Source organism: Allobosea sp. (assembly GCF_036675845.1).
Classification (GTDB): Bacteria; Pseudomonadota; Alphaproteobacteria; order Rhizobiales; family Beijerinckiaceae; genus Allobosea.
On record NZ_JAKFED010000206.1, the window covers coordinates 1 to 26,879 of the forward strand.

23 protein-coding genes are annotated in these 26,879 nt (G+C 67.5%); 8 read left to right on the forward strand and 15 right to left on the reverse strand.

Translation table 11 applies throughout. The features are described 5' to 3' along the window. The 4 genes from V6M56_RS21565 to V6M56_RS21580 form a co-directional block, all read left to right on the forward strand. A partial coding sequence (locus tag V6M56_RS21565; protein WP_332686923.1) for a coiled-coil domain-containing protein occupies positions 1-1,605 on the forward strand: 1,605 nt, incomplete at its 5' end. Between the two features lie 65 nt (positions 1,606-1,670). Continuing rightward, positions 1,671-2,714, forward strand: a complete 1,044-nt coding sequence (locus tag V6M56_RS21570; RefSeq protein WP_332686926.1) for a TAXI family TRAP transporter solute-binding subunit — start codon at positions 1,671-1,673, stop codon at positions 2,712-2,714. Continuing rightward, positions 2,711-3,340: a hypothetical protein gene (locus tag V6M56_RS21575; protein WP_332686928.1), complete on the forward strand. Its 630-nt coding sequence runs from the start codon at positions 2,711-2,713 to the stop codon at positions 3,338-3,340. Before V6M56_RS21570 ends, V6M56_RS21575 begins: the two co-directional genes overlap by 4 nt. 28 nt (positions 3,341-3,368) lie before the next feature. Further along, positions 3,369-3,875: a DsrE family protein gene (locus V6M56_RS21580; protein WP_332686930.1), complete on the forward strand. Its 507-nt coding sequence runs from the start codon at positions 3,369-3,371 to the stop codon at positions 3,873-3,875. 131 nt (positions 3,876-4,006) lie between these two features. On the opposite strand, the gene V6M56_RS21585 is transcribed toward V6M56_RS21580, so the two are convergent. The 10 genes from V6M56_RS21585 to V6M56_RS21630 form a co-directional block, all read right to left on the reverse strand. Next, positions 4,007-4,666, reverse strand: a complete 660-nt coding sequence (locus tag V6M56_RS21585) for a GntR family transcriptional regulator (RefSeq protein WP_332686932.1) — start codon at positions 4,664-4,666, stop codon at positions 4,007-4,009. A 132-nt stretch (positions 4,667-4,798) separates the two neighbouring features. Beyond that, on the reverse strand, positions 4,799-5,716 hold the full coding sequence (locus V6M56_RS21590) for a polysaccharide deacetylase family protein (RefSeq protein WP_332686934.1): 918 nt from the start codon (positions 5,714-5,716) through the stop codon (positions 4,799-4,801). 13 nt (positions 5,717-5,729) lie between these two features. Then, positions 5,730-6,437 (reverse strand): SDR family NAD(P)-dependent oxidoreductase, encoded by a 708-nt coding sequence (locus V6M56_RS21595; protein WP_332686936.1) that lies wholly within the window; start codon positions 6,435-6,437, stop codon positions 5,730-5,732. After that, positions 6,434-7,420 carry an agmatinase gene (speB, locus tag V6M56_RS21600; protein ID WP_332686938.1) on the reverse strand — a complete coding sequence of 329 codons (987 nt, stop codon included), beginning with the start codon at positions 7,418-7,420 and terminating at the stop codon, positions 6,434-6,436. The genes V6M56_RS21595 and speB overlap by 4 nt, the downstream gene beginning before the upstream one ends. Before the next feature lie 49 nt (positions 7,421-7,469). After that, complete coding sequence (locus tag V6M56_RS21605; protein WP_332686940.1) at positions 7,470-8,276, reverse strand: SDR family NAD(P)-dependent oxidoreductase; 807 nt, start codon at positions 8,274-8,276, stop codon at positions 7,470-7,472. A 9-nt stretch (positions 8,277-8,285) separates the two neighbouring features. Continuing rightward, positions 8,286-10,025 carry an ABC transporter ATP-binding protein gene (locus V6M56_RS21610; protein WP_332686942.1) on the reverse strand — a complete coding sequence of 580 codons (1,740 nt, stop codon included), beginning with the start codon at positions 10,023-10,025 and terminating at the stop codon, positions 8,286-8,288. Then, a complete protein-coding gene (locus tag V6M56_RS21615) occupies positions 10,018-10,866 on the reverse strand; it encodes an ABC transporter permease (protein ID WP_332686944.1) in 849 nt (282 codons plus the stop codon). Before V6M56_RS21615 ends, V6M56_RS21610 begins: the two co-directional genes overlap by 8 nt. Next, positions 10,863-11,804, reverse strand: a complete 942-nt coding sequence (locus V6M56_RS21620; RefSeq protein ID WP_332686946.1) for an ABC transporter permease — start codon at positions 11,802-11,804, stop codon at positions 10,863-10,865. Before V6M56_RS21620 ends, V6M56_RS21615 begins: the two co-directional genes overlap by 4 nt. Before the next feature lie 38 nt (positions 11,805-11,842). Next, a complete protein-coding gene (locus tag V6M56_RS21625; protein ID WP_332686948.1) occupies positions 11,843-13,354 on the reverse strand; it encodes an ABC transporter substrate-binding protein in 1,512 nt (503 codons plus the stop codon). A gap of 18 nt (positions 13,355-13,372) precedes the next feature. Continuing rightward, on the reverse strand, positions 13,373-14,428 hold the full coding sequence (locus V6M56_RS21630) for an L-2-amino-thiazoline-4-carboxylic acid hydrolase (protein WP_332686950.1): 1,056 nt from the start codon (positions 14,426-14,428) through the stop codon (positions 13,373-13,375). 272 nt (positions 14,429-14,700) lie between these two features. Between V6M56_RS21630 and argH the strand changes: the two genes are divergently transcribed. Together argH and V6M56_RS21640 are read left to right on the forward strand one after the other, a co-directional pair. After that, positions 14,701-16,215 carry an argininosuccinate lyase gene (argH, locus tag V6M56_RS21635; protein WP_332686952.1) on the forward strand — a complete coding sequence of 505 codons (1,515 nt, stop codon included), beginning with the start codon at positions 14,701-14,703 and terminating at the stop codon, positions 16,213-16,215. 91 nt (positions 16,216-16,306) lie between these two features. Then, positions 16,307-17,707, forward strand: a complete 1,401-nt coding sequence (locus V6M56_RS21640) for an MmgE/PrpD family protein (protein WP_332686954.1) — start codon at positions 16,307-16,309, stop codon at positions 17,705-17,707. A gap of 211 nt (positions 17,708-17,918) precedes the next feature. On the opposite strand, the gene V6M56_RS21645 is transcribed toward V6M56_RS21640, so the two are convergent. From V6M56_RS21645 to V6M56_RS21660, 4 genes are all read right to left on the reverse strand, one after another. Next, entirely contained in the window at positions 17,919-19,037 is a 1,119-nt protein-coding gene (locus V6M56_RS21645; protein ID WP_332686956.1) for a CaiB/BaiF CoA transferase family protein, read from the reverse strand. A gap of 18 nt (positions 19,038-19,055) precedes the next feature. Next, a complete protein-coding gene (locus V6M56_RS21650) occupies positions 19,056-19,826 on the reverse strand; it encodes an SDR family NAD(P)-dependent oxidoreductase (RefSeq protein ID WP_332686958.1) in 771 nt (256 codons plus the stop codon). Between the two features lie 30 nt (positions 19,827-19,856). Next, the gene (locus V6M56_RS21655) at positions 19,857-21,359 is read right to left on the reverse strand and encodes an aldehyde dehydrogenase (RefSeq protein ID WP_332686962.1); all 1,503 of its coding nucleotides are present in this window, start codon (positions 21,357-21,359) and stop codon (positions 19,857-19,859) included. Positions 21,360-21,425: 66 nt separating this feature from the next. Further along, positions 21,426-22,649, reverse strand: coding sequence for an ABC transporter substrate-binding protein (locus V6M56_RS21660; RefSeq protein WP_332686964.1), 1,224 nt, complete (start codon positions 22,647-22,649; stop codon positions 21,426-21,428). Positions 22,650-22,873: 224 nt separating this feature from the next. Between V6M56_RS21660 and V6M56_RS21665 the strand changes: the two genes are divergently transcribed. Further along, on the forward strand, positions 22,874-23,638 hold the full coding sequence (locus V6M56_RS21665) for an IclR family transcriptional regulator (protein ID WP_332686966.1): 765 nt from the start codon (positions 22,874-22,876) through the stop codon (positions 23,636-23,638). Between the two features lie 305 nt (positions 23,639-23,943). On the opposite strand, the gene V6M56_RS21670 is transcribed toward V6M56_RS21665, so the two are convergent. Next, a complete protein-coding gene (locus tag V6M56_RS21670) occupies positions 23,944-24,864 on the reverse strand; it encodes a LysR family transcriptional regulator (protein WP_332686968.1) in 921 nt (306 codons plus the stop codon). Between the two features lie 119 nt (positions 24,865-24,983). Between V6M56_RS21670 and V6M56_RS21675 the strand changes: the two genes are divergently transcribed. Then, positions 24,984-26,816 (forward strand): CocE/NonD family hydrolase, encoded by a 1,833-nt coding sequence (locus V6M56_RS21675; RefSeq protein WP_332686970.1) that lies wholly within the window; start codon positions 24,984-24,986, stop codon positions 26,814-26,816. The last annotated feature ends 63 nt before the right edge of the window (positions 26,817-26,879 follow it).

Genomic DNA, 26,879 nt, shown 5'->3' on the forward strand with positions numbered 1-26,879 from the left:
GCAGGCGCGGCGCAACATCGCCAGGCGCTGGACGAGGAACGCGCACGCCATGCTGCGCTGGCGAGCGACCTGGCGCTGGCGCAGCGCGAGATCGAGGCGCAGGCCGCGCAGTTGCGCAAGGCGAGCGACGAAGCCGGGCAACTCACGCAGGCGGAGGCCGCGAGGCATGCCCAAGCGCAGGAACTGGAGCGGCAGAAAACGGCTGCGCTCGCGGAGGCGGCGACTGCGCGCAACGAGCTGACCGCAGGCGCGGCGCAACATCGCCAGGCGCTGGACGAGGAACGCGCACGCCATGCTGCGTTGGCGAGCGAACTGGCGCTGGCGCAAGGCGAGATCGAGACGCAGGCCGCGCAGTTGCGCAAGGCGAGCGACGAAGCCGGGCAACTCAGGCAGGCGGGCGCGGCGAGGCATGTCCAAGCGCAGGAACAGGAGCGGCAGCAAGCGGCTGCGCTCGCGGAGGCGGCGGCTGCGCGCAACGAGCTGACCGCAAGCACGGCGCAACTCCGTCAGGCCCTCGACGAGGAACGCGCACGCCATGCCGCGCTGGCGAGCGAACTGGCGCTGGCGCAAGGCGAGATCGAGACGCAGGCCGCGCAGTTGCGCAAGGCGAGCGACGAGGCGGGGAAGCTCAACCAGGCGGACACGGCGAGGGATGCCCAAGCGCAGGAGCAGGAGCGGCAGCAAGCGGCTGCGCTCGCGAAAGCCGCGGCCGCGCGAAACGAGCTGACCGCAAGCGCGGCGCAACATCGTCAGGCGCTCGCCGAGGAACGCGCACGCAGCACGGCGCTGGCGAGCGAATTGGCGAGCGCGCAGGGCGAGGTCGAGAGGCAGGCCGCGCATTTGCGCAAGGCGAGCGATGAAGCCGGGCGATTCAGCCAGGCGGAAGCTGCAAGGAGCGCCCAAGCGCAGGAACAGGAGCGGCAGCAAGCGGCTGCGCTCGCGAAAGCCGCGGCCGCGCGAAACGAACTGACGGCAAGCGCGGCGCAACTCCGTCAGGACCTCACCGAGGAACGCGCGCGCAGCACGGTACTGGCGAGCGAACTGGCGCTGGCGCAGGGCGAGATCGAGAGGCAGGCCGCGCTGTTGCACAAGGCGAGCGACGAAGCCGGGCAACTCAGGCAGGCAACGGAAGGTGCAATGGCGGAGCTGCGACAAGCCCTGCAGCAGGAGCGCGACAAGATCGCGGCCATGGCACGGGATCTCGTTTCGGCGCGGCGCGCGATCGGCGAGCGCGCCACACCCGAGCCGGTGACGGGCAGCCAGAGTCCCGAGACCCCACCGGCGCCGGAGGTGGTCGCGATGGCGCCGCCGACAGCCTCTGAAGCGCAGGGCAGTCCGGAAGCGGCGAGGTTGATCGCGCGCGCCAGCACGCTGCTCGGCCAGGGCGATATCGGTGCTGCACGGATCGTGCTCGAGCGCGCTGCCGAAACCGGCAGCGCTCGGGCGAGCTTCATGCTCGCGGAGACGTTCGACCCCGGCATTCTCTCCGCCTGGGGGACATATGGGACGCGCGGCGACGCGACGAGGGCGCGAGAGCTTTATGCCAAGGCGCATGCCGGCGGCATTCAGGAGGCGAAGGACCGGTTCGATACGTTGCGTCAGTGAGGACGGCTGACGGGCGGTGGGGCCGGCCGAAGGGCTGAATTTGACGCCCAACAGGGAGTTCAGGAATGAGCATATTCCAAGGACGGCACCTGCTTCTGCTGGCCGCGCTGGCTGCGCTTGTTCCGGCGTTCCAGCCAACCGCTCTGCTCGCGCAGACGGCCAGCGTGGAATCTCACAGTGCTTCCCCGCCGCGACGCGCGCGTGCGCAGCAGTCAGCGGAAAAGGAGAGGATGAACGCCTGGACCGTCGGCCTCGCCGGTGGCTTGCTCGAGGGTGCGCCGCTTCGTCTTGCGGCGGAGATGGCCCGCGTCGTCGATGACGGGCCGAATTTGCACGTCCTGCCGATCGTCACCCGGGGCGCCACGGAAAACCTGAACTCGCTGCTCCATCTGCGCGGCATCGACATGGCGATCATCAATTCCGACGCCTTGGACGAATACAAGGTTCAGGTGCCGCGGATCCGGCGTCAGATCGCCTACCTGCTCAATCTCTTCCCGTCGGAACTGCATATCTTCGTTCGGCCCGAGATCGAGAGCCTGCAGGATCTCGCCGGCAAGAAAGTGAATTTCAACACTCAGGGCACGGCCGCCGCCTATTCGGGGCCGCTGATCTTCAGCCGTCTCGGTATCGAGGCGGAAAAGACCTTCATTCCCCATCAGATCGCGCTGGAGCAGATGCGCAAGGGCGAGATGGCGGCGGTGGTTTTCATCACCTCGAAGCCGGTGGCCGCTTTCGTACGCGGACGCTGGGAGCCCGGCTTCAAGTTCCTTCCGGTCAAATACGACAGCAAGTTCGAGGATTATTATCTTCCAGCGGTGCTGGAGGCCGCCGAATATCCCGGCCTGATCAAGCAAGGCGAGCGGGTGTCGACGATTGCGGTGCCGACTGCGCTGGTGGCGTTCAATTGGCACGAGCAAACCAACCGCTACCACCGCGTCGCCCGCTTCGTCGATCTCCTGTTTTCCCGTATCGACAAGCTGCAGGGGCCGGGCTTCGACGAGAAATGGAAGTCGATCAATCTTGCCGCGACGGTCCCCGGCCTCGACCGCTTTGCGCCGGCGCAGGAATGGCTGGATCGCCAGGGGCGCGCGCCACGGGCGTTGCGATGAAGATGATCGCCCTGTCCGTCGCGTTCGAGGTCGCAAGCAGGATCGCTCTCGCGCATGGCGCGGTCGATCCGATGGCGCACCTTCGCACGTGCTCCTCGATGCAGCATGCAGAACAGCAGGACTGCCTGGACAAGCTGCCGCGCAGCATCGAGCCCGCGGATCGCCTGGTGCAGGGCGGTGACAACTGGGTCATCAGCGAGACCACTTCGCCGGTAAACTATACGCCGATCGTCACCGCCACCACCTTGTCTCGCGACGGTCCCGATGGGTCCCGGATGCAACTCACCATTCGCTGCCGCAGCGGCCGCACCGAGTTGGTGGTTTCAGGGCCGGCCCTCTCCAGCGGCGGCGCCGATCACACTCTGTCCTACCGCATCAATGACAGTCAGCCCGTGCAGGTCGGGGCAGGCTCGCCATCCTTTGGAACCGGCACTGCATTCAGAGGCGATGTCGTGCCCTTGTTGCTGTCGCTCCCCGAGGAGGGGGGTATCGCCATCCGTCTCTCCGACCGGACCGGTGCCGCCCAGGTCGGCCATTTTTCCCTCAGCGGGCTGAAGGCGGTGCGAGCCAAGGTCGCAGCAGCGTGCAAATGGCCAGGCGCCGTTGCCAGACCACGCAACCAGTAGTCCTCGAACTCACATGGGAGGCACGACGATGACGGGATCCGGAGAAATTGCAAAAGCAGTGCTGGCGGGCGTGGCGGCTCTGCTCATCGTCGTACCGCCCGCGCTGGCACAGCAAAAGAGCCAGGCAGCGGTGCAGACATCAAAGAAACCTGCCGTTAGCCAGAAGAAGCCGCATCATCTTGTCCTGCAGGTGAATACCAACGAGCCTGCGACGATGAATCTCGCACTCAACAATGCAGCGAATGTCGCGCAGTACTACAAGGATCTTGGCGAGAAAGTGGAGATCGAGATCGTTACCTTCGGTCCCGGCCTGCATATGCTGCGCGACGATACCTCGCCGGTCAAGGCGCGGATCAAGGCGATCACGGCGAGCACTCCGGCGATCTCCTTCAAGGCCTGCGGCAATACCCAGGAGAACATGGGTAAGACCGAGAACAAGGAAATTGCCCTGATTCCCGAGGCGTCAGTCGTGAAGTCCGGCGTTGTCCGTGTCATGGAGCTGCAGGAGCGGGGCTGGGCCTATGTCAGACCGTGACGCGCCGCGGCCGAAAGCATGATGCCCACCTGCGAAGCTGGGCGCTTCTGGCCGGATGAAGTCGGCGGGCGGCGGGATTCGTCAAGGCTGCCCGGGAGGCGGAAGGCCGGGACGGCGCTGCGGAAGCTGCCTCAGCCGAGATTGCGCTCCAGCAGGCACTGCTTGATGACCTCATGCGTGCCCTCGATGCTGGCGCGCGCCATCAGCGCGGCTTTTTCCTCGTTGCGGTCGACGAGCGCGCTGACCAGGTTCTCGTTCGCCCTGACCGAGTTCTCGCGGGCGACACGCGAGCGCTTATAGGCCAGGAAGCGATAGCGTAGTGCCTGCTTGTGGATGGTGCCGAGAAGCCGGATCAGCGGCCGGTTATGCGAGGCTGCGAACAGCTTCTGGCTCATCTCGACATTGGCCCGGAAATGCTCGCGGATGTCGTCATGGTCGAGGGCCTTGATGCAGACCTGGTGCGCGGCGCTGATCGCCTTGATTTCCTTGTTCGTTGCGTTCTGGACGGCGAGGCGCGCCGCCAACGATTCCAGCGAGTTCCGGCAGACATAGAGCTGGTCCAGCTCGGCCACGGTGAGCTCCGAGACGCGGACGCCACGGCGCGGCTCGCGCACGAGCAGCCCGTCGCGCTCGAGAAGGCGCAGCGCCTCGCGGACCGGCGAGCGGCTGACGCCCATCTTCTGGCAGATTTCCTCCTCGGTCAGCCGGGCGCCGTCCTGGAGATCGCCATAGATGATCGCCTCCTCGATGATCGGCGCGACGCTGCGCGCATAGATCTGCGGAACCTCCATTTGGACCGTCGGCAACTGAAATGCGTCTGCGGGCATTGGCGGTTCAACAGCTCGATCTGGGGCGTATGCGAAGGCGCATATATAGGGGGTTGCAGGGCCCGCCAAGGGAAGCGCAGGCCGGGTAGGCGAGGCCTAATGCGACCTGGCTCGTGGCAGCGCTCGGCCGATCGGCTCGGTATATTGCGGCAGCTTCTCGACGCGCGGCACATAGCGGCCGTCATCGACCAGGCCCTTCACATAGGCGGCGATCTCCTCCAGCGGCGCAAACCAGACCTCGCCCGCCTTGATTTCCGCCTCGAGGAATTCGGCGAAGACATGCCAGCGCGACAGCCGGCCGGTGGCGAATGGGTGAATCACCGGCACCCAGAGCGCGCCATAGAGCTTGGCCGTCTCGAATTCCTGCCGGAAGATCTCGAAACCGTGCCGCGGTGCCCGGATAGGCATCATGTAGTCGAGATCCATCGACTGCACATATTGCGGCCAGTCATCCATGCCCCAATGGCTCGGCATCTCGACCAGCCGGCCGCCATTGGCGCGGCTCTCGATGATATAGGGGATGTCGTCGCCCATCAGCGAGGCGTCGTACTGGAAGCCGCGCTCGAGCAGCAGGTCGAGCGAGTCGGCGGAGAAATTGTAGAGCGGCGCGCGCCAGCCGCGCGGCTGCCGCCCGGTCATCCGCCGATGCACCTCCAGCCCGGCATCGAGCCAATGCGCCTCGTCGGCCCGCGTCTGGGACACCGGGTTCTCATGGATATAGCTGTGATGGGCGATCTCGTGGCCGCCGGAAAGGATCGCCTCGACCGCTTCGGGATACTGCTCCATGCACCAGGCCGGGATGAAGAAGGTCTGGCGCAGGCCGAGCTGGCGATAGGTCTCGACGATGCGCGGGATCGCCACCGTCGGCCCGTAGCGCAGCATCGAGATCGCCGAGACGCGGCGATGGCCGTCATTGGGATGGTCGACATGGATCAGGCTGTCGGCGTCCATGTCGAAGGTCAGGCACGCCGCGCATTTCGCGCCGTTCGGCCAGGGGATCGGGTTCCTGATCATCGCGCCGGGCTCCTCATGTCATCGCCGCCCCGCCATTCACGGACAGGCAGTGCCCGGTGATGAAGCCGGCGCCGGGACCGCAGAGGAAGACGACCGCGGCGGCGATCTCCTCCGGCCGGCCGAGGCGGGCGAGGGGGTGGGCCAGTTCCAGCGCCTGCTGCTCCGGCGTCATCGTGTCGAAGCCGAGCAGCGGCGTGTCGGTCGGGCCTGGCGCGACGGCGTTGACCAGGATGCCGGGAGCGAGTTCGCGGGCCCAGGAGCGGGTCAGGCCGATGACGGCGGCCTTGGTCGCGACATAGACGGAGGCGTTCTGGCGGCCGAGCGTCGCGAGCTCGGAGGAGAGGTTGACGATCCGCCCGCCGCTCCCGAGCCATTTCAGCGCCTCCCGCGTCACCAGGATGAGGCCGCGGAGATTGACCGAGAGATGCAGGTCGATATCGGCCGCCGAGACCTCCGCCAGCGGGGCTTCGCGCATGATGCCGGCGGCGTTGATCAGGATGTCGAGGCCGCCCAGCCGTTCCGCCGCGTGCGCCATGGCGGCGACGATCTCTTCCTCCTCGCGCAGGTCCGCCTGCTCGATTGCGAAGGGCAGGTCGGGCACGATCCGGTCGAGGCCGACCACCGTTGCGCCGGCGGCCAGCAGCGCCTGCGCCGAGGCGCGGCCGATGCCGCTCGCCGCCCCCGTGACGAGGACCCGCTTGCCTGAAAGCTCCAGGTTCACCGGCCGCCCCCGTCACGGGCATGCAGGATCCGGCCGATGAAGTTCATCAGGATCTGCGCGGCCAGGATCGCGGTGCAGCCGGAATGGTCGTAATCGGGCGCGACCTCGACCAGGTCGACTCCGACCACGGTGCCGCGCCTGGCCAGGCCGGCGAGCAGTTCGAGCATTTCGTAATACTGGAAGCCGCCATGCGACGGCGTGCCGGTGCCGGGTGCGATCGAGGGATCGAAGCCGTCGATGTCGATGGTGACGTAATAGCGCTTGCCGGCCGGGATGCGCGCCAGCACGCCCTCGACGCCGATCTTGCGCAGATGGCGCACCGAGAGGATGTCGGAGCCCATCCGGCGGGCGTCGTCATAGCCTTCCTTGGCGGTCGACGAGACGTTGCGGATGCCGATCTGGGTCAGCCCGGTGACATAGGGTTTCTCAGCCGCGCGCCGCATCGGGTTGCCATGGCCGTAGCGCACGCCATGGCGTTCGTCGACGAAGTCGAGATGCGCGTCGATCTGGACGAGGTGGAGGTCGCCATAGCCTTCGAAGGCGTTGATGCAGGGGATGTTGATCGAATGGTCGCCGCCGAGCACGACCGGCAGCGCCCCGGCCTCGAGGCATTTGCGCACGCCGTATTCGATGTTGGCGTGGCTGTTCAGCGTGTCGGTGTGGATGATGTCGGCGTCGCCGAGATCGACCAGCTTCAGGCCCGCCGGCAGGTAGACCTCGTCGTCCTCATGGTCGTAGGCGCCGCCATGGCCGAAGGCGAACAGCGTCGAGGCCTCGCGGATCGAGCGCGGCCCCAGCCGCGCGCCGGCGCGCCATTGCGTACCGAAATCGAAGGGCGCGCCGAGCACGGCGACATCGGCGTCGATGGTCGCCCAATCGGCGTGATAGGGCCATTTGCCGAAGGTGCAGATGCCGACGAAGGGCAGGTTGAGACGGCCGGTCTCGTAGCTGTTGCGCGGCGTGGCGTTCGCGTCGCTGCTCATCGTCATCGTCCTCCAGGCCGGCCGTTCGAGCGGGGCGTTCCGATCCGGTTCAGCACATGACCTCTCCGCGATCGACCATCAGGGCCTGGCCGGTCATGTTGCGGGCCGCCCGCGAGGCCAGGAACAGATAGGGCTCGGCGACATCGTCCGGCTCCATCAGCCCCGGCAGGACCTGCTTGGCGATGATCTCGGCCAGCAGTTCGTCCTCCGGCCGCCCGCTCTCCTGCGACATGCGGGCGAGCGAGCGCATCGCGGCGCCGGTGCGGACCCAGCCGGGGCAGACGGCGTTCACCCGGATGCGGCGTGGCGCCAGCTCCTTGGCGAGCGTGCGGGTCAGGCCGATGCAGGCATGTTTCGACGCGACATAGGCTGAGAACCCCGCCTCGGCGGTCCGGCCCCAGATCGAGGCGGTGTTGACGATCGCCCCGCCATTCGCTCCGAACAGCGGCAGGCAGGCCTGCGTCGCGGCGAAGGTGCCGCAGATATTGATGTCGACGATGCGCTGGAAGGCACCGGCGACCTCCTGCTCGACCGGGGTCAGCAGTTCGAGGCCGGCATTGTTGATCAGCACGTCGAGCCCGGCGAGCCCGCGCAGGGCCTGCGCGAGCTGGGTCCGGTCGGTAATGTCGGCGACCGCACCGCGCACTTCGGCGCCGGTGTCGCGGCCGAGGCGCCCGGCCGCGTCATGGATCGCCTCGTCCTCCGCCAGCACCATGACCGCCGCGCCGGCCCACGCGAAGGCCTCGGCGATCGCATAGCCGATGCCGCGGCTCGCGCCGGTGACGAGCACGCTGCGGCCGGAGAAGTCGAACCGGCATTCGGGCAGGGTCTGCGGCGCGAGCGTGGGCTGTGGCATGGTCGCCGCTCACTCGCTCAGGACGAACTGGGCGGTGGTCCCGCCTTGCGGCGGAGCGTCCAGCGTTTTGCCGGGGACCGCGGCTAGCAGCGCCTTCACATAAGGGTGCGCGTCGTCCTCGAACAGCGACTCGACGCCGCCGGCATGGCAGATTTCGCCCTTCAGCATCACGACGGCCCGGTCGGCGATCTGCCGGACGACGCCGAGATCATGGGTGATGAAGAGAAAGGCCAGGCCGCGCTCGGCCTGCAGCCTGCGGCAGAGGTCGAGGATCGTGCCCTGCACCGAGACATCGAGTGCCGAGACGGCCTCGTCGCAGACGATCAGGTCCGGCTCGGTGGCGAGTGCCCGGGCGATCGCCACCCGCTGCTTCTGTCCGCCGCTCAACTCATGCGGATAGCGCTCGAAAAAGGCGTGGGGCAGGTCGACGCTGGCGAGCAGCTCGCGCGCCAGAACGCCGGCCTCGGCCGCGGATCGCGCCCGCCCATGGATCAGCAGCGGCCGGCACAGGGTCTCCCCCACCGTCCGGCGGCCATTGAGCGACCCGTCCGGGTTCTGGAAGACGATCTGCAGCCGCCGGCGCAGCGAGAGCGGCCGGTCGTGGACGCCCTTCGGGCAGGGCGTGCCGTCGAAGAGGACGGCGCCGCCATCCGGCTTCTCCAGCCCGAGCACGCATTTGGCGACCGTGCTCTTGCCCGAGCCGCTTTCGCCGATCAGGGCGACGCATTCGCCGCGGCGGACATCGAAGGAGACGTCCTTGCAGGCGACGGTGGCGCTGCCGCGGGTGCGGTAGACCCGCTGCAATTCGCGGATGTCGAGGATCGGCGCGGAAGCGGGGCGCTCGGTCGCTGCCGGCGGCAGATAGCGTCGCTCGGAAGGCGGCTCGACCAGGATTTCGGCGCCGCCCGCCTCGGCCTCGGGGCGGATCGGCTCGAAACTGTGCCGCCGGTAGAGATCGGGGATCGCCGCGACCAGACGCTGCGTATAGGGCTCGCGCGGCTGCCGCAGCACTTCGGCCGCCTCGCCCTCCTCGACCATCCGGCCGCGATACATCACCAGCACGCGGTCGCAGATGTCGGCGACCACGCCGAGATCGTGGCTGACATAGAGCATCGCGACCCCGGTCTTCGCCCGCAGATCGCGCACCAGGTCGAGGATCACCGCTTGGGTGGTGACGTCGAGCCCGGTGGTCGGCTCGTCCATGATCAGCAATTCGGGCTCGAGCGCGAACGCCATGGCGATCACCGCCCGCTGCAGCTGCCCGCCGGAAAGCTGGTGCGGATAGCGTTCGTAGATTCGCTCCGGCTCGGGCAGGTGCACCTGCCTGAGCCAGTCCACGGCGCGCTCTCTCGCCGCGGCGCGCGACAGGCCGAAATGGTGCCGCAGCCCCTCGGCGATCTGCTCGCCGACGCTATAGGCCGGGTTCAGCGCCGTCTGCGGCTCCTGGTAGACCATGCCGATCCGCCGCCCGCGCAGGCGCGACCATTGCGCGGCGGAGAGGGAAAGCAGGTCCTCGCCGCGAAAGCGCAGACCGCCCGAGACCTTGCCGGCGCTGCCGAGATGGCCGAGCACGGCATAGCCGAGGCTGCTCTTGCCGGAGCCCGACTCGCCGACCAGGCCGAGGATTTCGCCCGCACGCAGGCTCAGCGACAGGTCCTGCACGGCTTTGATCTTGAGCGCGCCGAGATCGTAGGTGATGCCCAGCCCGTCGACGCTCAGCACGGTTTCGGTCGTTGCGGCCTCAGACATGGGACACCGCCCGGCGCATGCGCAGCCCGATCCATTCCTGCAGGAAGTCGCCGACCAGGTTGACGCTGACGACGGAGAGCACGATGGCCCCGGCCGGGCCGAACAGCATCCACGGCGCGGCGGTGACATAGGACGCGGCTTCCGAGATCATCAGGCCCCAATCGGGCGTCGGCGGCTGCAGGCCGATGCCGAGATAGCCGAGCGCGCTGATGATCAGGATCGCATAGGAGAAGCGCAGGCAGGCCTCGACCAGCAGGTTCGGCCAGATATTCGGCAGGATCTCGCGGAAGATCACCGAAGCCTGGCTCTCGCCGATCACGCTCGCAGCCGAGACGAATTCGAGGTTGACCACGTTGAGCACGACGCTGCGCGTGATCCGGGCGGCGCGCGGGGCGAAGATCAGGATGATCGCCATCAGGATCGCCGCCGGCCCGCTGCCGACCGCGACCATGACGAGCATGGCCAGGATCAGCGAGGGCAGGGCCATCACCGCATCGCCCAGCCGCATCAGCAGCTCGTCGAGCAGGCCGCCCTTGTAGCCGGCCAGCATGCCGATCAGCGCGCCGAGGCCGACGCCGAGCAGGGTGGCGGTTGCGGCGAGCGTCAGCGTCGAGCGGCCGCCGATCAGCGTCCGGGCGAGAATGTCGCGGCCGAGCTGGTCGGTGCCGAGCCAGTGATCGGCGGTCGGTGGCGAGAGGATGGCGTCGATCGACATCGCTTCGCCGTCGATGCCGAGCACGCTCGGGGCCAGGAAGACGGTGGCCGCCAGGAGGATGATCAGGCCGCCGCCGATCAGCAGGCCGAGATCGGTGCCGTGCAGGAGAAAGGAGCGCTTTGTCATCGCGCCGTCCGCAGCCTGGGATTGAGGATGAGGTAGGCCATGTCGGTCAGGAAGCTCGCAGTGATGTAGACCGCCGCCATGGTCAGCGTGCAGGCCTGGATCAGCGGGATGTCGCGGTTCTGGACGGCGAAGATCGTCAGGCGCCCGAGGCCCGGATAGGAGAACACCAGCTCGACCACGACGACGCCGCCGATCAGGTAGCCGACATTGATGCCGAGCACGGTGAGCGTCGGCAGCAGGGCGTTGCGCAGCGCGTGCTTGAACACCACGGTCCGCCGCGGCATGCCCTTCAGCACCGCGGTCCGCACATAAGGAGCCGACAGCGCCTCGATCATCGAGACCCGGGCCGTGCGCATGACATGCGCCAGCATGATGAAGGTCAGGCTCAGCACCGGCAGGATCATATGGGCGAGCCAGCGCCCGATCCCATCGCTGGGCGAGGCGTAGCCCGAAACCGGCAGGATGCCGGCGAAGACCAGGATGAGCACGCTGCCGGTGACGAATTCCGGCATCGAGATGCCGATCAGCGACAGGCTGGAGAGCAGCCGATCGGTCGGCCGGCCGCGCTTCAGCGCCGCCAGCGTCCCAAGGCCGACACCGATCACGAAGACCAGCACCAGCGACATCGCCGCAAGCGTCAGCGACAATTTCAGCCGCTCGAGCAGGATCGGCCCGATCGGCAGGTTCATCCGCGGGGATTCGCCGAAATCGCCCTGCAGGATGCCGCCGGCCCAGCTGAAGAACTGGGCGATGGCGGGGCGGTCCAGGCCGAGCTTGGTCTGGAGCGCGCTGATCGCTTCCTCGGAGGCGAACTGGCCGAGGATCAGATGCGCGACATTGCCCGGCATCAGCTGCGTCGCCGCAAAGACCAGCACCGAGGTGAAGACCAGCGTCGCGAGCGCCCAGAGGATGCGCGTCGCGGCCATGTGCAGGAACACATGGCCTCCGGCGGAACGGGCGCCCGGGACAGCCATGGTCAGGACAGCCGGGCTTCGCGGAAGTCGACCCATTTCAGCGGGCTGACCGGCAGATCCTTGAGGTTCTTGGCGCGCGCCGTGGCGTAGTTCGAGAAATAGGGGATCACGGCAGGCCCGTCGAAGGCCAGGATTTCCTGGATCTTCGCGTAGGTGAGCTTGCGCGACTCCATGTTGAGGTCGCGGCGGGCCTGGTCGAGCAGCTTGTCGAGCTCGGGGTTCGAGTAATTGTACTCGTTCCACGAACCCGTGCTGTGGAAATAGGGATAGAGCTGCTCGTCGATGGTCGGTCGGCCGACCCAGTTGCTGACGAAGAAGGTCTCCTTCTTCCAGACCTCGGCGTTGAAGCGATCCCACGGCACCTGCTGGATCTCGACCTTGATGCCGATGGCTTCCAGCATGGGCTTCACGACCTGCGCCGTCTCGATGCAGCCGGAGCGCTCATTGGAGGCGAACAGCTTCACCTGGAAGCCGTTGGCATGGCCGGCCTCCTTCATCAGGGCCTTGGCCTTGGCGACGTCATAGGCCGGGGCCTTGGCGTCCGAGCGCATGGCGCTCGACGGCGGCACCGGCGTGTCCTGGGCGACGACGCCGCGGCCCTGCAGCACGAAGCGCATCACCGCCTCGCGGTTGATCGCGTGCTTCACGGCGCGCCGGACGCGCGGATCGTTGAAGGGCGGGCGGTCGCTGCGCATCACGAGCGGCTGGAAGGAGGTGCTCGGGATCTCGGTGAGCTGCACGTTCGCCAGCTTGCTGACCACCGGGATCAGGCTGGTCGGCACGTCCCACATCATCTGGGTTTCGCCGGAGGACAGCGCCGACTGCTCGGCGGCCTGGGCGGGATAGCTGACGAGCCAGACCTCGTTGAGCTTCGGCAGGCCCTGCATCCAGTATTCTTCGTTGCGCACCAGCTTCAGGTGCTGGCCGGGGATCCATTCCTTGTACTTGAAAGGCCCGGAGCCGACCGGCTTCTGGTTGAGGTTGTCGCTGGCGTCGCGGGGGACGATGCGCGAGAAGGTCCCGGTCATGATCGCCGGGAAGTCGGCGAATGGCCCTTCCAGCACGAATTTGACCGTGGCGGCGTCTTCCGCCGTCACGTCCTTGATCGGGCCGATGGCGCGGCGCCCGGGCGAGCCGGCCTTGGGATCGAGCACGCGCTTGATGCTGAACACCACGTCCTCGGCGTCGAGTGCGCGGCCATGGTGGAAGCGCACGTCGGAGCGCAGCTTGAAGATCCAGGTCGTGCCGCCGTCCGGGCTCTCCCAGGAGGTGGCGACGCCGGGGATCGGCTTCAGGCCCTCGTCGAGCCGCGTCAGGTTGTCGTAGATCGTCTGGGTGGCGACATATTCGTCGCTCGACACGGTGAAGGCGGGGTCGAGGCGCACCAGCGCCGAGCGGAAGCTGACCTTGAGGATGCCGGCGCCTTGCGCCGAGGCCCCGCCGATCGGAAGACCGCCGACTGCCGCCGCTGCGCCGCCGCCGAGCAGCGCCAGAAAGTCCTTGCGAGTGATCATTGCCGTCCCCTTTTGGTTTTATGAAAGCTTGAGTTCGATGCGCCCGGCCGCTCCCTCGGCGGGACGCGGCGGTACCCAGTTCGCCGTCAGGCCTTCCAGATAGGCTTCCGCCATGGCGGGATAGGCGCCCGAATACCAAAGCTGGGCGAAGTCCTCGGCATCGAGATCGGCCCAGGCCTGGTCCTGCGGCGTGTCGACGATCTCGATCACGGCGCTGGCGGCGTCGGCGCTGGCCTTGTGGTTCCAGACGAAGCGCGCCGGCAGGTCGTGATCGCGGATGAAGCTCTCGATGCTCGGGGCGATGCCGTTTTCGGCATGCTCCTTCGCCAGGAATTTCCCGCGCTCGGTGCCCCAGCTCTTCAGGGCCTCGAGGATGACCTCGCGCCCGGCTTCGCCATGGCGCTCGATGATCGCCCGCGCATGCACATAGAAGCGCCCGCCGACGAGCCGATTGCTGCGCTTGAGCGAGAGCCAGGCCGCCTCGACCGGCGAATAGGCCTCGTAGTCGCGCGCCAGCCGCTTGCCCAGCGAAGTCGGGTCGCTCTCGGGCAGGGGGGCGGCGTTAGGCGGCATGATCCATTGGAAGTGGCAATGATCGTCGCCCTTCATCAGGTTCTGCGGAATGACCACGTTGCCGTCCGGATGGTAGGCGGCGGCGCAGGCCTGGTGGAACTCGTCGCAATACATGTGGCCCCACTGGAAGAACTCGGCGTCCTGCCAGGCTTCGGCGGCGGGGCAATAATGCACGTCGAAGCGGGTGTCGTAGGGCAGGTAGGTGCCGCCTTCCTCCATCGCATCCTTGACGATGTAGGTGCTGGCATTGTCCCAGCAGCCGATCAGGTTCTTCATGTTGATCTCGAGGCCCATCGCGTGATGGGCCTGGCGCATCTCCGAGCCGCGCCAGGCGCCATAGGCCCGCAAGCCCAGCCGGATCGTCATCTCGCCCTCGCGGCCGAAGCGCGTGATCGTCGTCTTCGCCAGGTGCATGTACATCCGCGCGCTGACCTTGAGCAGGCGCTTCATGGCGGCCACGAGGTCTTCGGTGGCGACCTCGTTCGGCATCGTGATCGACATGCTTCCGGTCTCCGATTGCTCGTCATTCTTGGATACAGGATACTTTTAAACCGTGTCAATTAGCCAATCACATTTTTAGAATCCTGTATACAGGATACTCTTTGTAGGGTAGATGGAGGCGGTCGCGCCGGCTCCCGATCGAGGCTTTGGCGACGGCCCGCCATCCCGGCGCCGGCGATCTCGCGCGGTTTCCGGCAGGGCTCGCCGCCGCCAGCCACAGCAAGAAACGGCCCAGCCCGCAAGACGAGGAACGGCGAAACGAGGAGACCGCGATGACGGCACCGCAGAATAACGATGTGTTCCTGGAGATCGCCCGGCTGGGCGCGAGGAACGACGTTCTCGTCGAGTTCGACGAGAAGACCCAGTTCCCGCGGCTGAGGCGGCTCTACCGCAGCTATACGCGGGTCGATCTCGCCCATGCCGTGATGCTGGTCGAGACCGGGATCCTGTCGCGCGAACGCGGCGCCAAGCTGCTCGCCGGGCTGCGGACGATCCACGCGATGAGCGTCGACGAGTTCCCCTGGCTCGACAATTCGAACTCCTTCCTCGTCCATGTCGAGCATTGGCTCGGCCAGGAGGTCGGCGAGGACATTGCCGGGTTCCTGCAGACCGGGCGCAGCCGCAACGATCAGGACGCCGCCGCCGAGCGGCTGTTCCAGCGCGATCTCATCCTGAACCTGGCGGAGCCGCTGCTCGGCCTGGTCTCCTCGATCATCGGCCAGGCCGAGAGCCATGCCGATACGCTGATGCCGGGCTATACCCATCTCCAGCACGCCCAGCCCTGGACCTTTGGGCATTACCTGCTGCGGCATGCCTCGATCCTCGCCCGCGATCTCCAGCGGCTGCGCGACGTCTATCCGCGCGTCAACCTGTCGGCGCTGGGCGGCGCCGCCAATGCCGGCACCTCCTGGCCGATCGACCGCCGCCGCACCGCCGCGCTGCTCGGCCATGGCGGCATCGTGGTCAATTCCTGCGATGCCGGCGAGTTCGCCCGCGACCATATCGAGGAGGTGACGGCGGCGCTGGCCATCCTGGCGGCCAATCTCGGCCGTTTCGCCACCGACCTCTATCTCTGGAGCTCGTTCGAGTTCGGCTATGTCGAGGTCGCCGACGGCCTCGCCGGCACCAGCTCGATCATGCCGCAGAAGAAGAACCCGCATGCGCTGGAGCGGGTCAAATCGGTCGGCGGCCAGGCGGCCGGCTGGCTCGCGACCGTGATGGCCTGCCAGCGCCCGGCCTTCTCGACCGATCTCGACTTCACCTTCGCCGACGACGTTTTCGGCCGCTTCGCCGAGGTGACCTATGGCTCGATCCGCCTGATGGACGAGGTTGTGCGTACGATCAGCGTCCACAAGGAGCGGATGGCGGCGAACTCGGACGCCTATTGGAGCACGACCAGCCATCTGGCCGACGAGCTGGTGCGCCAGCACGACATCAGCTTCCGCAGCGCCCATAACATCGTCGCGGTCTTCGTCCGGCAGGCGCTCGAGCAGGCGCAGACGCCGCACACGGTCGAGGCGCGCCTGCTGGCCTCGGCCGGGCGCGAGGTCGCCGGCGTCGAGATCACGCTCGACGACGCCGCGCTCCGCCGCATCCTCGACGGCCGTAACTTCATCGAGACTCGGGTCTCGGAGGGCTCGGTCTCGCCCGCCGAGGTGCGGCGCCACGTCGCCACCCTGCGCAACGAGGTCGCGGCGCAGCAGGCCGCCTTCGCCGAATGGCGGGCATCAGCCGACAACGCGATCGCGGCGCTGCTCTCCCGTGCGGGCGAGCTCAGCCCGGCCTGAGCAAGGGGCCGTTCCCGGAGGCGCCTCATGCGCCTCCGGATCTCCGGGCCGGTTCCTGCCGGCCGCCTGCCGGATTTCAGGACGAAGCCAGATGACGAAACCGATCGCTTCCCCGACGCTCGCCTTGACCCTCGCCGGCTTCTGCAGCGGCTACGCCGCGGCGGAATTGCCGGCCGGCTTCGTCGAGAAGGCCAAGGCCCATATCACCGACACGCTGGCCTGCGGCGTCGGCGGCGCCTGCTCGGCCGAGGCGCAGGCGGTGCTGGCCATGCTGGAGACCCTGGGTGAAGGGGGAGGGGCGCCGGCCTGGGGCACACCCGTCGGCCTGTCCGCCCGCTCGGCCGCCTTCTGCAACGGCGTCGCCAGCCATTCCTTCGAACTCGACGACACGATGGGCTGCGACCATTCCGGCGCGGTCGTCCTGCCGGCGGCGCTGGCGGCCCTGGCGCGGGCGCCGCATCCGGTCGCCGGCGCCGAGTTCATCGCCGCCGTGGTCCTCGGCTACGAGGTGGCCAAGCGCGTCATGGAAGCGCTCGGCGGCTACTGGCCGCACAACCAGGCCGGCTGGCATTCGACGGCGACCTGCGGCACCTTCGGCGCGGCTGTCGCCGCCAGCCGGATCCTGCGGCTGACGCAGGACGAGACCGCCTCGGCGCTCGGCCATGCCGCCAGCTTCAGCGGCGGGCTCTGGGCTTTCATCCACGACGCCAGCCAGACCAAGCGCATTCATGCCGGCCGCGCTGCCGAAGGCGGCCTGACCGCGGCCCTGCTGGCGCAGGCCGGCGTCAGCGGCCCGAAATACGTCTTCGAGGACGTCTGGGGTTCCTTCCTCAAGGCCTTCGCGCCCGGCGGGCACGATGCCGCCCGGCTGCTGCGCGGCCTCGGCGAGGAGTGGGAATTCGAGTATGCCGCGATCAAGCCCTATGCCTCCTGCCGCGGCACGCATTCGACGATGGACGCGATCGCCGCGCTGATGCGCGACCATGCCATCCGGCCTGCGGAGATCGCTACAGTCGATGTCGCGCTGCCGACCGGGCTTCACGAGATGTGCGGCGGGCGCGACGTCTCCAACCTTGCCTCGGCCCAGATGAGCCTGCCCTTTGCCGTCGCCTCCTTCCTGGAGCATGGCGAACTCGGGATCGCCGCTTTTTCCGAAGGCAATCGCGCCGCCGCGACGGTTCACGAGCGGATGAAGCTGGTGCATCTGCAGGCCGACGCCACGCTTGCCAGCCTGGCCGAGCCGACCGTGACGCTGCGCTGCCGCTCGGGCGCGAGCTTCGCGCTGAGCGTCGACCCGCCGCTCGGCGCGCCCGGCAACCCGCTTTCTGCCGCCCAGCTTCGCGCCAAGGCGGCCGGCCTGATGAGCATGACGCTGGACGATGACAGCACCGAGAACCTGCTCGACCGTCTCGCCGGTCTGGAGAGGTGGAGCGATGTCAGGGAACTGCCGGGCCTCCTGGCGGCGAAGCAGCGCCCGCACCTGTTTCGCTAGGGCCTGTAGCGTTCGCAGGGAATCTCGCGGTCGTTCAGGTTCGGCGGCATTGGCAGTGTATTGGGAGCGTTGGCCCGCCGCTCGCTGAGCGAGGTGTCCATGAAACCGGAAGCAGGCCAGTTCTCGAGCCTCAAACTCACTTCATCGAAGGCGTGCCGAGCTGCTTCCCGGGGTCGGAAGGCTAGGTGAAGGTAGCCATCTCAGCTCGTCTTCAGGCTTCAGGCATATGGCGACCGGGCGCCTGCCTCGCTATGGAGCACGGCGTTCTGCTGAAGCGCACCGGCGGCCTGACATTGACCAATCTGCCCTCGCCGGGATGCTCGACGATCTCGAAGAGGCCCGTTGCCTTGAGATGCGGATCCTCCAGCAGATCGTCGATGCCGTTGATCGGCGAGCAAGGCACGTCCACCTCGTTCAGGATCGCAAGCCATTCTCCCGTGCGGCGCCCGGCGAGACAGTTCGCGAGGCGCTCATAGAGCGTGTCGATCATCGCGGCGCGGGCGGCCGCCTCATCCAGCGCCGCCTCGGCGGCCCAGTCATCGCGGCCGGCGGCGCGGAAGAACGCGCGCCAGTGCGAGCCGGTATAGGGCATGACGCCGATGAAGCCGTCGGCGGTCCGGTAGGGTCGGCGATGCCGGGACAGGGCGCGCGCATAGCCGCTGGGACCGATTGGCGGGTCGAAGCTGCGGCCGCCGAGTTGCTCGACGGCGAGGAAGGAGACCATCGCCTCGAACATCGGGACCTCGATGGCCTGGCCCTCTCCGGAAACCTGCCGATGATAGAGCGCGGCATTGATCGCACCGACGGCGAAAAGCGCCGTCGTCTTGTCGGCGACGATCGTCGGTGCATAGCGCGGCTCGTCGCCGGCGAGTTGCGTGAGCGCGGCCCAGCCCGACGCCGCCTGGATGATGTCGTCATAGGCCGGCCTGTCGCGGTAGGGGCCATCCTGCCCGAAGCCGACGATGGCGCAGTAGATAAGGCGCGGATGGCGGGCGAGCAGCGTGTCCGGATCGAGGCCGATCCTTCGCGCCGCTTCCATCCGCATGTTGTGGATGAAGATGTCGGCATCCGCCACGAGGTCGTTCAGCCTGGCGAGATCGCCGGGTGCCTTCAGGTCGAGCGTGATGCTGCGCTTGTTGCGATTGCAGTTGAGAAAGGCCGCTCCCATGCCGGGGGAGCGGGCCGGGCCGGGCGCGCGCATGATATCGCCGCCCGGCGGCTCCACCTTCAGGACATCCGCTCCCATGTCGCCCAGCGTCTGCGTCGCATAGGGCCCGGCGATGACCGTGGTCAGGTCGACGATCTTGATCCCGTGAAGAGGGCCCGGCATGGCGCAGCTGTTCTCCGTTCAGCGCGCAGTGAAGCCGCCGTCGACCGGCAAGGCAACGCCGGTGACGAAGGAGGCATCGTCGGAGGCGAGCCAGAGCACGGCATGTGCCGCTTCCTCGGCCTTGCAGAGCCGCCCCATCGGCACCGCCGCCATCATCCGCGCCTGGTTCTCCTCGGCCTCCTTCGGATCGCCCGAGCGTCCGGTGAAACCGAGCTTCATCGGCGTGTCGGCGAGCCCCGGGCAGACGACGTTGACGCGGACATTGTCCGGCGCGAAGCGCTGCGCAAGGGATTTGGTCAGTCCCACGACCGCGAATTTCGCCGCCGAATAGACGGGGCTGAACATCGAGCCGACGAGGCCCGAGACGGAGGCCGTGAAGACGATCGAGCCGCCGCCGCGCTTGCGCATATGGCCGATGACCTCGCCTGAGGCGAGCGCGGCGGAGGTGACGTTGAGCGCGAGCGCCTGGTCATAGGCGGCAAGATCGAGGTTCTCGATGCCTCCGGGCCCGGGGATGCCGGCATGCGCCCAGAGGATGTCGACCCCGCCGAGCGCCTTGGCCGCGTCGTTGATCGAGCTCCTCATCTGCTCCGGCTGCGAAAGATCGGCCTGGATCGTCGCGATCTCGTGCCCCTTCGCCCTGGCCTGGGCCTTGAGCGCGGCGAGCGCCTCGGCGTCGATGTCGATGGCGGCGACCTTTGCTCCTTCGCGCAGGAAGAGTTCGACGCCGGCGCGGCCCATGCCGGAGGCGGCGGCGGTAACGATGGCAAGCTTGTTGGCGAGGCGCATGACGGATTCTCGGTCTTTCTGCGTCGAGGGTCAGTTGGCATAGGCGTCGGGAAAGCGCCCGGTCGTGCTGATCACGGTGGTGCGGGTTTCGAGATAGGCGTCGAGTGCCTCGACCCCGTTCTCCCGACCCCAGCCGCTGCCCTTGAAGCCGCCATAGGGCGTCGACCAGCGAATGAAGCGGTAGGTGTTGACCCAGACCATGCCGGCCTTGATGCGGCTGGAGACGCGGTGCGCCCTGCCGACGTCGCCGGTCCAGAGGCCGGCGGTCAGGCCGAAATTTGAGTCGTTGGCGAGCGCGACCGCCTCCTCCTCGTCATCGAAGGGGATGAGTGCGGCAACGGGGCCGAAAATCTCCTCGCGTGCGATGCGCATGTCATTGGCGACATTGGCGAAGACGGTCGGCTCGACGAAATAGCCCTCGCCATGGACGCCGCCGCTGAGGCGCCCGCCGCCGGCGACGAGCTCTGCTCCCGCCTGCTTGCCCAGTTCGATATAGGACAGGGTCTTGGCGAGCTGCTCGGCGTGGGCTTGCGGCCCCATATGCGTCGCCTCGTCCAGCGGCGGCCCGACGCGGACCTTGGCGGCGCGGCTGCGGAAAGCCGCGACGACACGGTCATAGACCGGCCGCTGCACCAGCACGCGCGAGCCCAGCGCGCAGCTCTGCCCGCACAATGTCCAGGCCGAGTTCGTCGCGGCGTTGAGCGCCTGCTCGATATCGGCGTCGGCGAAGATGATATGGGGCGACTTGCCGCCGAGCTCGAAGGTGAAGCGCTTCATCGACTCCGCCCCGACGCGGAGGATTGCCTTTGCCGTCGCGCCCTCGCCGGTGAAGGTGATCTTGTCGACATGGGGATGGGCCGTCAGCCGCTCGCCCGCACCGCCCTTGCCGTAGCCCGGCACGATGTTGACGACGCCGGGCGGGAAGCCCGCTTCCTCGAACAGCCGGCCGAGCGCGAGCGAGGTCACCGGCGTCTGCTCGGCAGGCTTGAGCACCACGGTGCAGCCGGCGGCGAGCGCAGGTCCGAGCTTCCAGGCGGCCGCCATCAGCGGCACGTTCCAGGGCGTGATCGCGCCGACGACGCCGACCGGCACGCGCGTGGTGAAGGCGTGGACGCTGTCGTCGAAGGGGATGGTGCGGCCCGAAGCCTTGTCGGCGAGCGAAGCCCACCAGTGATAGCCGAGATGATGGCCGCCGGCATCGACGCGCGTCTCGCGCAGCGCCCGGCCGTTGTCGCGCGTTTCCAGCATTGCGAGCTCGGCCGCCCGATCGCGATAGAGATCGGCGAAGCGGCGCAGCAATACCGCCCGCTCATGGCCCGGCATCCGCCCCCAGGGCCCCTCGAGCGCGGCCCGAGCCGCCGCGACCGCCTTGTCGATGTCGCGCGGGCCGCCGAAGGCCGCGACGGCCCAGGGCCGCCCGGTCGAAGGATCGACGCTTTCGATGAAGCCGCCATCCTCCGGGGCGACCCACGCCCCTCCGATGAAGAGGTGCTCGTAGCGGGCGAGCGGAATGGCTTTCGCGGCAGCGGTCATGGCGGCTCCGGAGCGGTATCGCTATCGGGAAGGGGACGGCCGCCGGGGCGCGGCGGCCGAAGGGCGTCACTTCACCAGCGGGCAGCCGCCGTCCTTGAGCGGGCGGAAAGCGCGCTCGGCCGGGATCGTGGAGAGGATATTGTAGTAGTCGAACGCCTTCTTCGATTCCGACGGCTTCTTGACCTCGACCAGCATCATGTCGTGCAGCACGCGCCCGTCCGGGCGCAGCGAGGTCTTGCCGAAGAGCGGGTCGTCGAAGGTGCCGGCGTCGCGCATGGCCTTCACGACCGCCGCCCCGTCCTTGGCGGAGCCGACCTTCGCCACCGCATCGAGATAAGCGAGCGTCGCCGAATAGGCGCCAGCCTGGTTCATCGAGGGGAAGCGGCCGTTGTTGCGCTTGGCGAAGCGCTCGCCGAAGGCGCGCGTCTTGTCGTTGAGGTCCCAGTAGAAGGCCGTGGTCAGCTGGAGGCCCTGGGCCGCCTGGAGCCCGAGCGAATGGATGTCGGAGATGAACAGCAGCATGCCGGCGAGTTTCTGCCCGCTCTGCACGATGCCGAATTCCGATGCCTGCTTGATCGAATTGATCGTGTCGCCGCCGGCATTGGCGAGCGCGATGACCTGGGCCTTCGAGGCCTGGGCCTGCAGCAGATAGGAGGAGAAATCCTTCGAATTCGTAGGATGGCGGACGCTGCCGGCGACCTGCCCGCCATTCTCCTTGACGACGGCGCTCGCGTCGCGCTCCAGCGAATGGCCGAGCGCGAAATCGACTGTCAGGAAGAACCAGGACTTGCCGCCGCCCTTGGTGATGGCATCGGCCGTCCCGTGCGACAGGGCCCAGGTATCGTAGGTCCAATGCACGGAGTTGGGCGTGCAGGCCTTTCCGGTCAGGTCCGAGGTTCCGGAGGCCGTGAAGAGCGCGACCTTGTTCTTCTCCTGGGCGATCGGCGCGACCGCCAGCGAGATCGCGCTGGTCGGCAGGTCGACGAGCGCATCGATGCCCTCGGTATCGAACCATTTGCGCGCGATGGCGCTGGACACGTCCGGCTTGTTCTGGGCATCGGCCGAGACGACCTCGATCTTGAAACGCTCCGAACCGGGCCGCTTCAGGAAGTCCTCCACGGCCATCTTGGTGGCTTCGGTCGCTCCGGGACCACCGATGTCTGAAAAGATCCCGGACATGTCGGCAAGGACACCGAGCTTGACCGGAATCTCCTGTGCAGCGGCTGTCGTCGCCATGAGGGCTGCCGAAAAGGCGAAGGCGCAGAATAGCGGGTGCTTGGGTGCAGACATCGTTTTCCTCCCCGGAGCCGGCTGGCTCACGACGCGCGCTCGCCGGGTGGTCGGCCGCGTCAATTCTGGCTTATGAATAAAAAAAACATGATCATGAATTATATGTCAAGCAACCGACCTCGGACTTGCCTGCGGGCGCGGCTTCGGCTTGATCTGGCGCGAGGGCAAATCCGGCCGACGGCAGCGACCGCTGGCGAACCGGGCGAAAGCAAAAGCGGGGCGACATGTTGGTCAGGCAGGCAGCCAATGTACTGGAGTTGCTGGAGTATTTTTCCCGCCGCAAGCGCCCGGCGACGATGGCCGAGATCTCCGACGATCTCGGCTGGCCGCGCTCGAGCACCTTCAATCTCGTCGGGACCATCGCCGAGAGGGGCTGGCTCTACGAGCCGCGTCAGCGGGGCGGCTTCTATCCGAGCCCGCGCTGGCTGGCATTGGCGCGCATCGTCGCCGATTCCGAGCCCCTGCCGGAAAGCGTGCATCGCCTGACGGCACTGATTGCGGAAAAGACGGGCGAGACGACGGCGATCGCCGCGCTTGCCGGCAGTTCCGCGCTGTTCATCGACGTCGTCGAGTCGTTTCAGCCGGTGCGTTACTTCGCTGCGGTCGGCGATCGGGTTCCCGTCCATGCGAGTTCCGTTGGCCGCGCCATCCTGGCGCAATATTCCCCGGAAGAGCGCCGTGCGATCTACCGCAAGATCCAGTTCGAACGCTTCTCCGACACCACCCCGATGTCGGGCGAGCGCATCGAAGCCGAACTGACGGAGGCCGCCGAGCGCGGCTACCATCAGAGCTCGTCGGAATACATCCCGGACCTGGCGGGCGTCTCCTTTCCCCTGCCGGTCGGATCGCGCCGGCTGTCCATCGTGGTCGCAGGCCCTACATCCCGCTGCCTCGAGCGTCGGTCCGCCACCGCCGAGGTGCTGTCGCAGGCAATCCGGGACTTCATCAAGGAACAGGCGGCCGATCAGCCGCCGACGGCCGCCTGTTGAGCGCCACGATCTCTTTGGCGAGCCGGCCGTTCTGCCGGGCGGCGTCGACCATACCGGCTGCTCGCAGGCGATCTCGCGGCGAAGCTCTTAGAGTCTGTTGTTTTCACTCGGAAACACTGCCGTTATCCTGGGCGAGCAAAGCTCGGCCCGGGATCCATCGTAGGGCGCCGGAGCCCTACGATGGATCCCGGATCTACGCCGCTTCGCGGCTTGTCCAGGATGACGGCGGTGGTTCCGAGTAAAAGTAGCAGGCGCTAGGCGCGGTGCTGGCCCAGCCCAAGGTGAAGCAGCTTTCCGTCCACGGATCACTTCTCGATCGACGCCACGCCGATCGACCCCCAGAGCGCTTTCGCGCGCTCGGTGATTTCTGCGGAGAGCTCCCGCGACAGCCGCGAGCGGCTCTGCCAAGCCGGGAAGACGAAGCCGTAGCGCAGCTCGATCGCCGGGCGGAACGGGCGAAGGACGAGGCCCGGCGTTCCGCTCGAATAGGCGACGAAGGGGTCCGCGACGCAGCAGCCGAGGCCGCGTTCGGCGAGCTGGCAGGCGATCATGCCGCTCTGCGTCTCGAAGCGCGAATTCGGCACGACGCCGGCCTCGTTCGCCTGCCTTTCGATCTGCTGCTGCACGAGCGAGCGCCTGTGCGTCGCGATGAAGCTGTTGTTGGCGAGGTCCTCTACCGTCACCACCTCGCGCTCGGCCAGCGGGTGCCCCTCCGCCATCGCAGCGATGGCCTCGATCCGCAGGAACTCCTCGGTCTCGAAACCGGCATGGTTCACGGGCAGGACGGTGACGCAGAGGTCGAAATGCTCCTGCCCGAGCCAGCTGTCGATGTCGATCCTGACGCGGGAATCGACGCTGGCGGTGAAGCGCGGATCGCGCCGCGAGAGCGCCGCCACGGCATCGATGACGATAGCGTGCGTCACATGCGGAGCGGCAAGGACGCGGATGTGATGGCGCCCGCCCCGGCGCAGTTGGGCCGCGAAGCGCTCGAGCCCGTCATGCCCCTGCAGAAGCCGTTCCGCGTGCTGGTAGAACTCGCGCCCCTCGGCGGTCAGTGTCAGGCGCTTGTTGCGCCGGTCGAAGAGCAGGAAGCCGAGCTCGGTTTCGAGAGCGCTGAGCAGGCGGCCGATCTGCGGCTGGGTCCGGCCGAGCCTCGTCGCGGCCTGCGACACGGTGCCGGTCTCGACGAAGGCGCGCAGCGCCTCCAATCCCCGCAGCGTCTGCATTCGTACTATTTCATATGCGAAAAGAGCATGATTTTCTCAGTATTACGCATTTGACGCATATGTCGAGGGTTGCGACGCTCGCGCGGTGGATAAAAATGACTGCGAGGCGGGCGATCTTGATGACGATGGAGAACTCGGCCTGGCGCGTGTCGCCGCAAGCATATCTCAAGGACCGGCCGCGCGCCTTCGCTGTCTCGAAGAAGCCGTTCTCGCACTATGTCGCGATGCCGGATGGCTGCCGGCTCGCGGTCGATGTCTATCTGCCGCAGACGCCCGAGGGGAAAGCGGCCGAGGGTCCGTTCCCGGCGATCACGATCTTCACCCCGTATTATCGCCGCTTCGCGCTGGCCGATGCGACCCGGCCGGACGAGGTGACGCCCGGCTCCTTCCGCTATCGCGACCTTTTCGTGCCCGCCGGCTATGCCCTGGTGGTGGTCGACGTGCGTGGGACGGGGGCGAGTTTCGGCACCCGCGACAGCTTCCGCTCGCCGCGCGAGCGTGAGGATTGTCACGCCATGGCCGACTGGATCGTCGCCCAGCCCTGGTCGGACGGCACCATCGGGGCGACCGGCGTCTCCTATCTCGGAGCTGCGGCGGACTTCCTCGCGAGCACCGGACACAAGGCGGTCAAAGCGATCGCGCCGCTGTTTGCCGTCTGGGACACCTATTCGGACCATTACTATCCCGGCGGAATCCTGCTGAAGGAACTGGCGCGGGTCTATGACGACCTGATGATCGCGATGGACCATGACCGGCGCGACCTGCTGAAGAACATCTCCTACTACGCCAACCCGAACTATGCCGGCCCGCAGCCGGTGGACGAGGATCAAGATGGCGCGCTGTGCCGGCAGGCGATCACCGAGCATATCGGCAATTTCCACATGCCGGACTTCATCACCGAGTTCAAATTCAAGGGCGACACGCTGCCCTACGATCCGGGCTTCACCTCCGCGAATTTCAGCCCCTACGGCTATTACGAAGGCATCGATCCGGAGGTCGCGGTCTACTCCGTCTCCGGCTGGATGGACGGCGCCGGCTATGCCAACGGCTCGATCAGCCGGTTCCTGACGCTGCCGAACCGCAAGCGCCATCTCCTGCTCGGACCGTGGGATCACGGCGCCCGCATCGACTGCTCGCCCTGGCGGCCAAAGCAGGAGCCCGACTTCCCGATCGTCGGCGAGGTGCTGCGCTTCTTCGACGAGTACCTGATGGGCCTCGACACCGGGCTGCGCCGGGAGGCGCCGGTCCATTACTACACCCTGCACGAAGAGACCTGGCAGGCGGCCGCATCCTGGCCGCCGGTCGCGACAGGCGAGACCCTCTATCTCGACGCCGGGTCGCAGCTTTCGCCGCAGGCGGGAGCGGCGGGTGCGGACGACTACCAGGTCGATTTCAGCAAGGGCACCGGCGGCCAGACGCGCTACGAGCGGATCGCGGCGATCGACAGCCGCGACTACTACATTGACTGGCAGGGCCGCGACGAGGCGATGCTGCGCTACGACTCGGCGCCGCTGAGCCGCGACTGGCAGGTGTCCGGCCACGTCGTTGCCGACCTGCAGGTCGCGTCGAGCGAGCCCGATGCCGCCGTCTTCGTCTATCTGTCGGAGGTCGAGGCCGACGGCACCGTCCGTTACGTGACCGAGGGCCTGCTCCGGGCGCTGCACCGCAAGGAGAGCGCCTGCCCGCCCGAGCACCGCACGACATGGCCGTTCCGGAGCTTCACGCGGGCCGACGCCGCGCCGATGCCGGTGGGCGAGCCGCAGCGGCTGCATTTCGCGCTGCTGCCGACGTCATGGACCTTCAGGGCGGGCAGCCGCATCCGCATCGCGATCGCCGGGGCGGATGCCGACCATTGCGGGCAGGTGCCGCATGGGCGGCCCCCCGTGCTCAGCCTGCATCGCGGTGGTAGTCTTGCCTCCATGATCAGGCTGCCGGTGCAGGCCGGGGAGTGAAGAGCTTCGGCTGAACCGGGGACAGTGGAGCGACGAAGACGGCATCAGGCACGCAAACGACGG

What these genes read in the sequence shown, in the direction of transcription:
- V6M56_RS21615 (WP_332686944.1), bottom strand. Translation starts at nt 10,866, where the DNA reads ATGACAAAGCGCTCCTTTCTCCTGCACGGCACCGATCTCGGCCTGCTG.
- V6M56_RS21590 (WP_332686934.1), bottom strand. Translation starts at nt 5,716, where the DNA reads ATGATCAGGAACCCGATCCCCTGGCCGAACGGCGCGAAATGCGCGGCG.
- V6M56_RS21570 (WP_332686926.1), top strand. Translation starts at nt 1,671, where the DNA reads ATGAGCATATTCCAAGGACGGCACCTGCTTCTGCTGGCCGCGCTGGCT.
- V6M56_RS21585 (WP_332686932.1), bottom strand. Translation starts at nt 4,666, where the DNA reads ATGGAGGTTCCGCAGATCTATGCGCGCAGCGTCGCGCCGATCATCGAG.
- V6M56_RS21645 (WP_332686956.1), bottom strand. Translation starts at nt 19,037, where the DNA reads ATGCCGGGCCCTCTTCACGGGATCAAGATCGTCGACCTGACCACGGTC.
- V6M56_RS21665 (WP_332686966.1), top strand. Translation starts at nt 22,874, where the DNA reads ATGTTGGTCAGGCAGGCAGCCAATGTACTGGAGTTGCTGGAGTATTTT.
- V6M56_RS21580 (WP_332686930.1), top strand. Translation starts at nt 3,369, where the DNA reads ATGACGGGATCCGGAGAAATTGCAAAAGCAGTGCTGGCGGGCGTGGCG.
- V6M56_RS21575 (WP_332686928.1), top strand. Translation starts at nt 2,711, where the DNA reads ATGAAGATGATCGCCCTGTCCGTCGCGTTCGAGGTCGCAAGCAGGATC.
- speB (WP_332686938.1), bottom strand. Translation starts at nt 7,420, where the DNA reads ATGAGCAGCGACGCGAACGCCACGCCGCGCAACAGCTACGAGACCGGC.
- V6M56_RS21630 (WP_332686950.1), bottom strand. Translation starts at nt 14,428, where the DNA reads ATGTCGATCACGATGCCGAACGAGGTCGCCACCGAAGACCTCGTGGCC.
- V6M56_RS21640 (WP_332686954.1), top strand. Translation starts at nt 16,307, where the DNA reads ATGACGAAACCGATCGCTTCCCCGACGCTCGCCTTGACCCTCGCCGGC.
- V6M56_RS21675 (WP_332686970.1), top strand. Translation starts at nt 24,984, where the DNA reads ATGACGATGGAGAACTCGGCCTGGCGCGTGTCGCCGCAAGCATATCTC.
- V6M56_RS21650 (WP_332686958.1), bottom strand. Translation starts at nt 19,826, where the DNA reads ATGCGCCTCGCCAACAAGCTTGCCATCGTTACCGCCGCCGCCTCCGGC.
- V6M56_RS21670 (WP_332686968.1), bottom strand. Translation starts at nt 24,864, where the DNA reads ATGCAGACGCTGCGGGGATTGGAGGCGCTGCGCGCCTTCGTCGAGACC.
- argH (WP_332686952.1), top strand. Translation starts at nt 14,701, where the DNA reads ATGACGGCACCGCAGAATAACGATGTGTTCCTGGAGATCGCCCGGCTG.
- V6M56_RS21625 (WP_332686948.1), bottom strand. Translation starts at nt 13,354, where the DNA reads ATGATCACTCGCAAGGACTTTCTGGCGCTGCTCGGCGGCGGCGCAGCG.
- V6M56_RS21655 (WP_332686962.1), bottom strand. Translation starts at nt 21,359, where the DNA reads ATGACCGCTGCCGCGAAAGCCATTCCGCTCGCCCGCTACGAGCACCTC.
- V6M56_RS21660 (WP_332686964.1), bottom strand. Translation starts at nt 22,649, where the DNA reads ATGTCTGCACCCAAGCACCCGCTATTCTGCGCCTTCGCCTTTTCGGCA.
- V6M56_RS21610 (WP_332686942.1), bottom strand. Translation starts at nt 10,025, where the DNA reads ATGTCTGAGGCCGCAACGACCGAAACCGTGCTGAGCGTCGACGGGCTG.
- V6M56_RS21605 (WP_332686940.1), bottom strand. Translation starts at nt 8,276, where the DNA reads ATGCCACAGCCCACGCTCGCGCCGCAGACCCTGCCCGAATGCCGGTTC.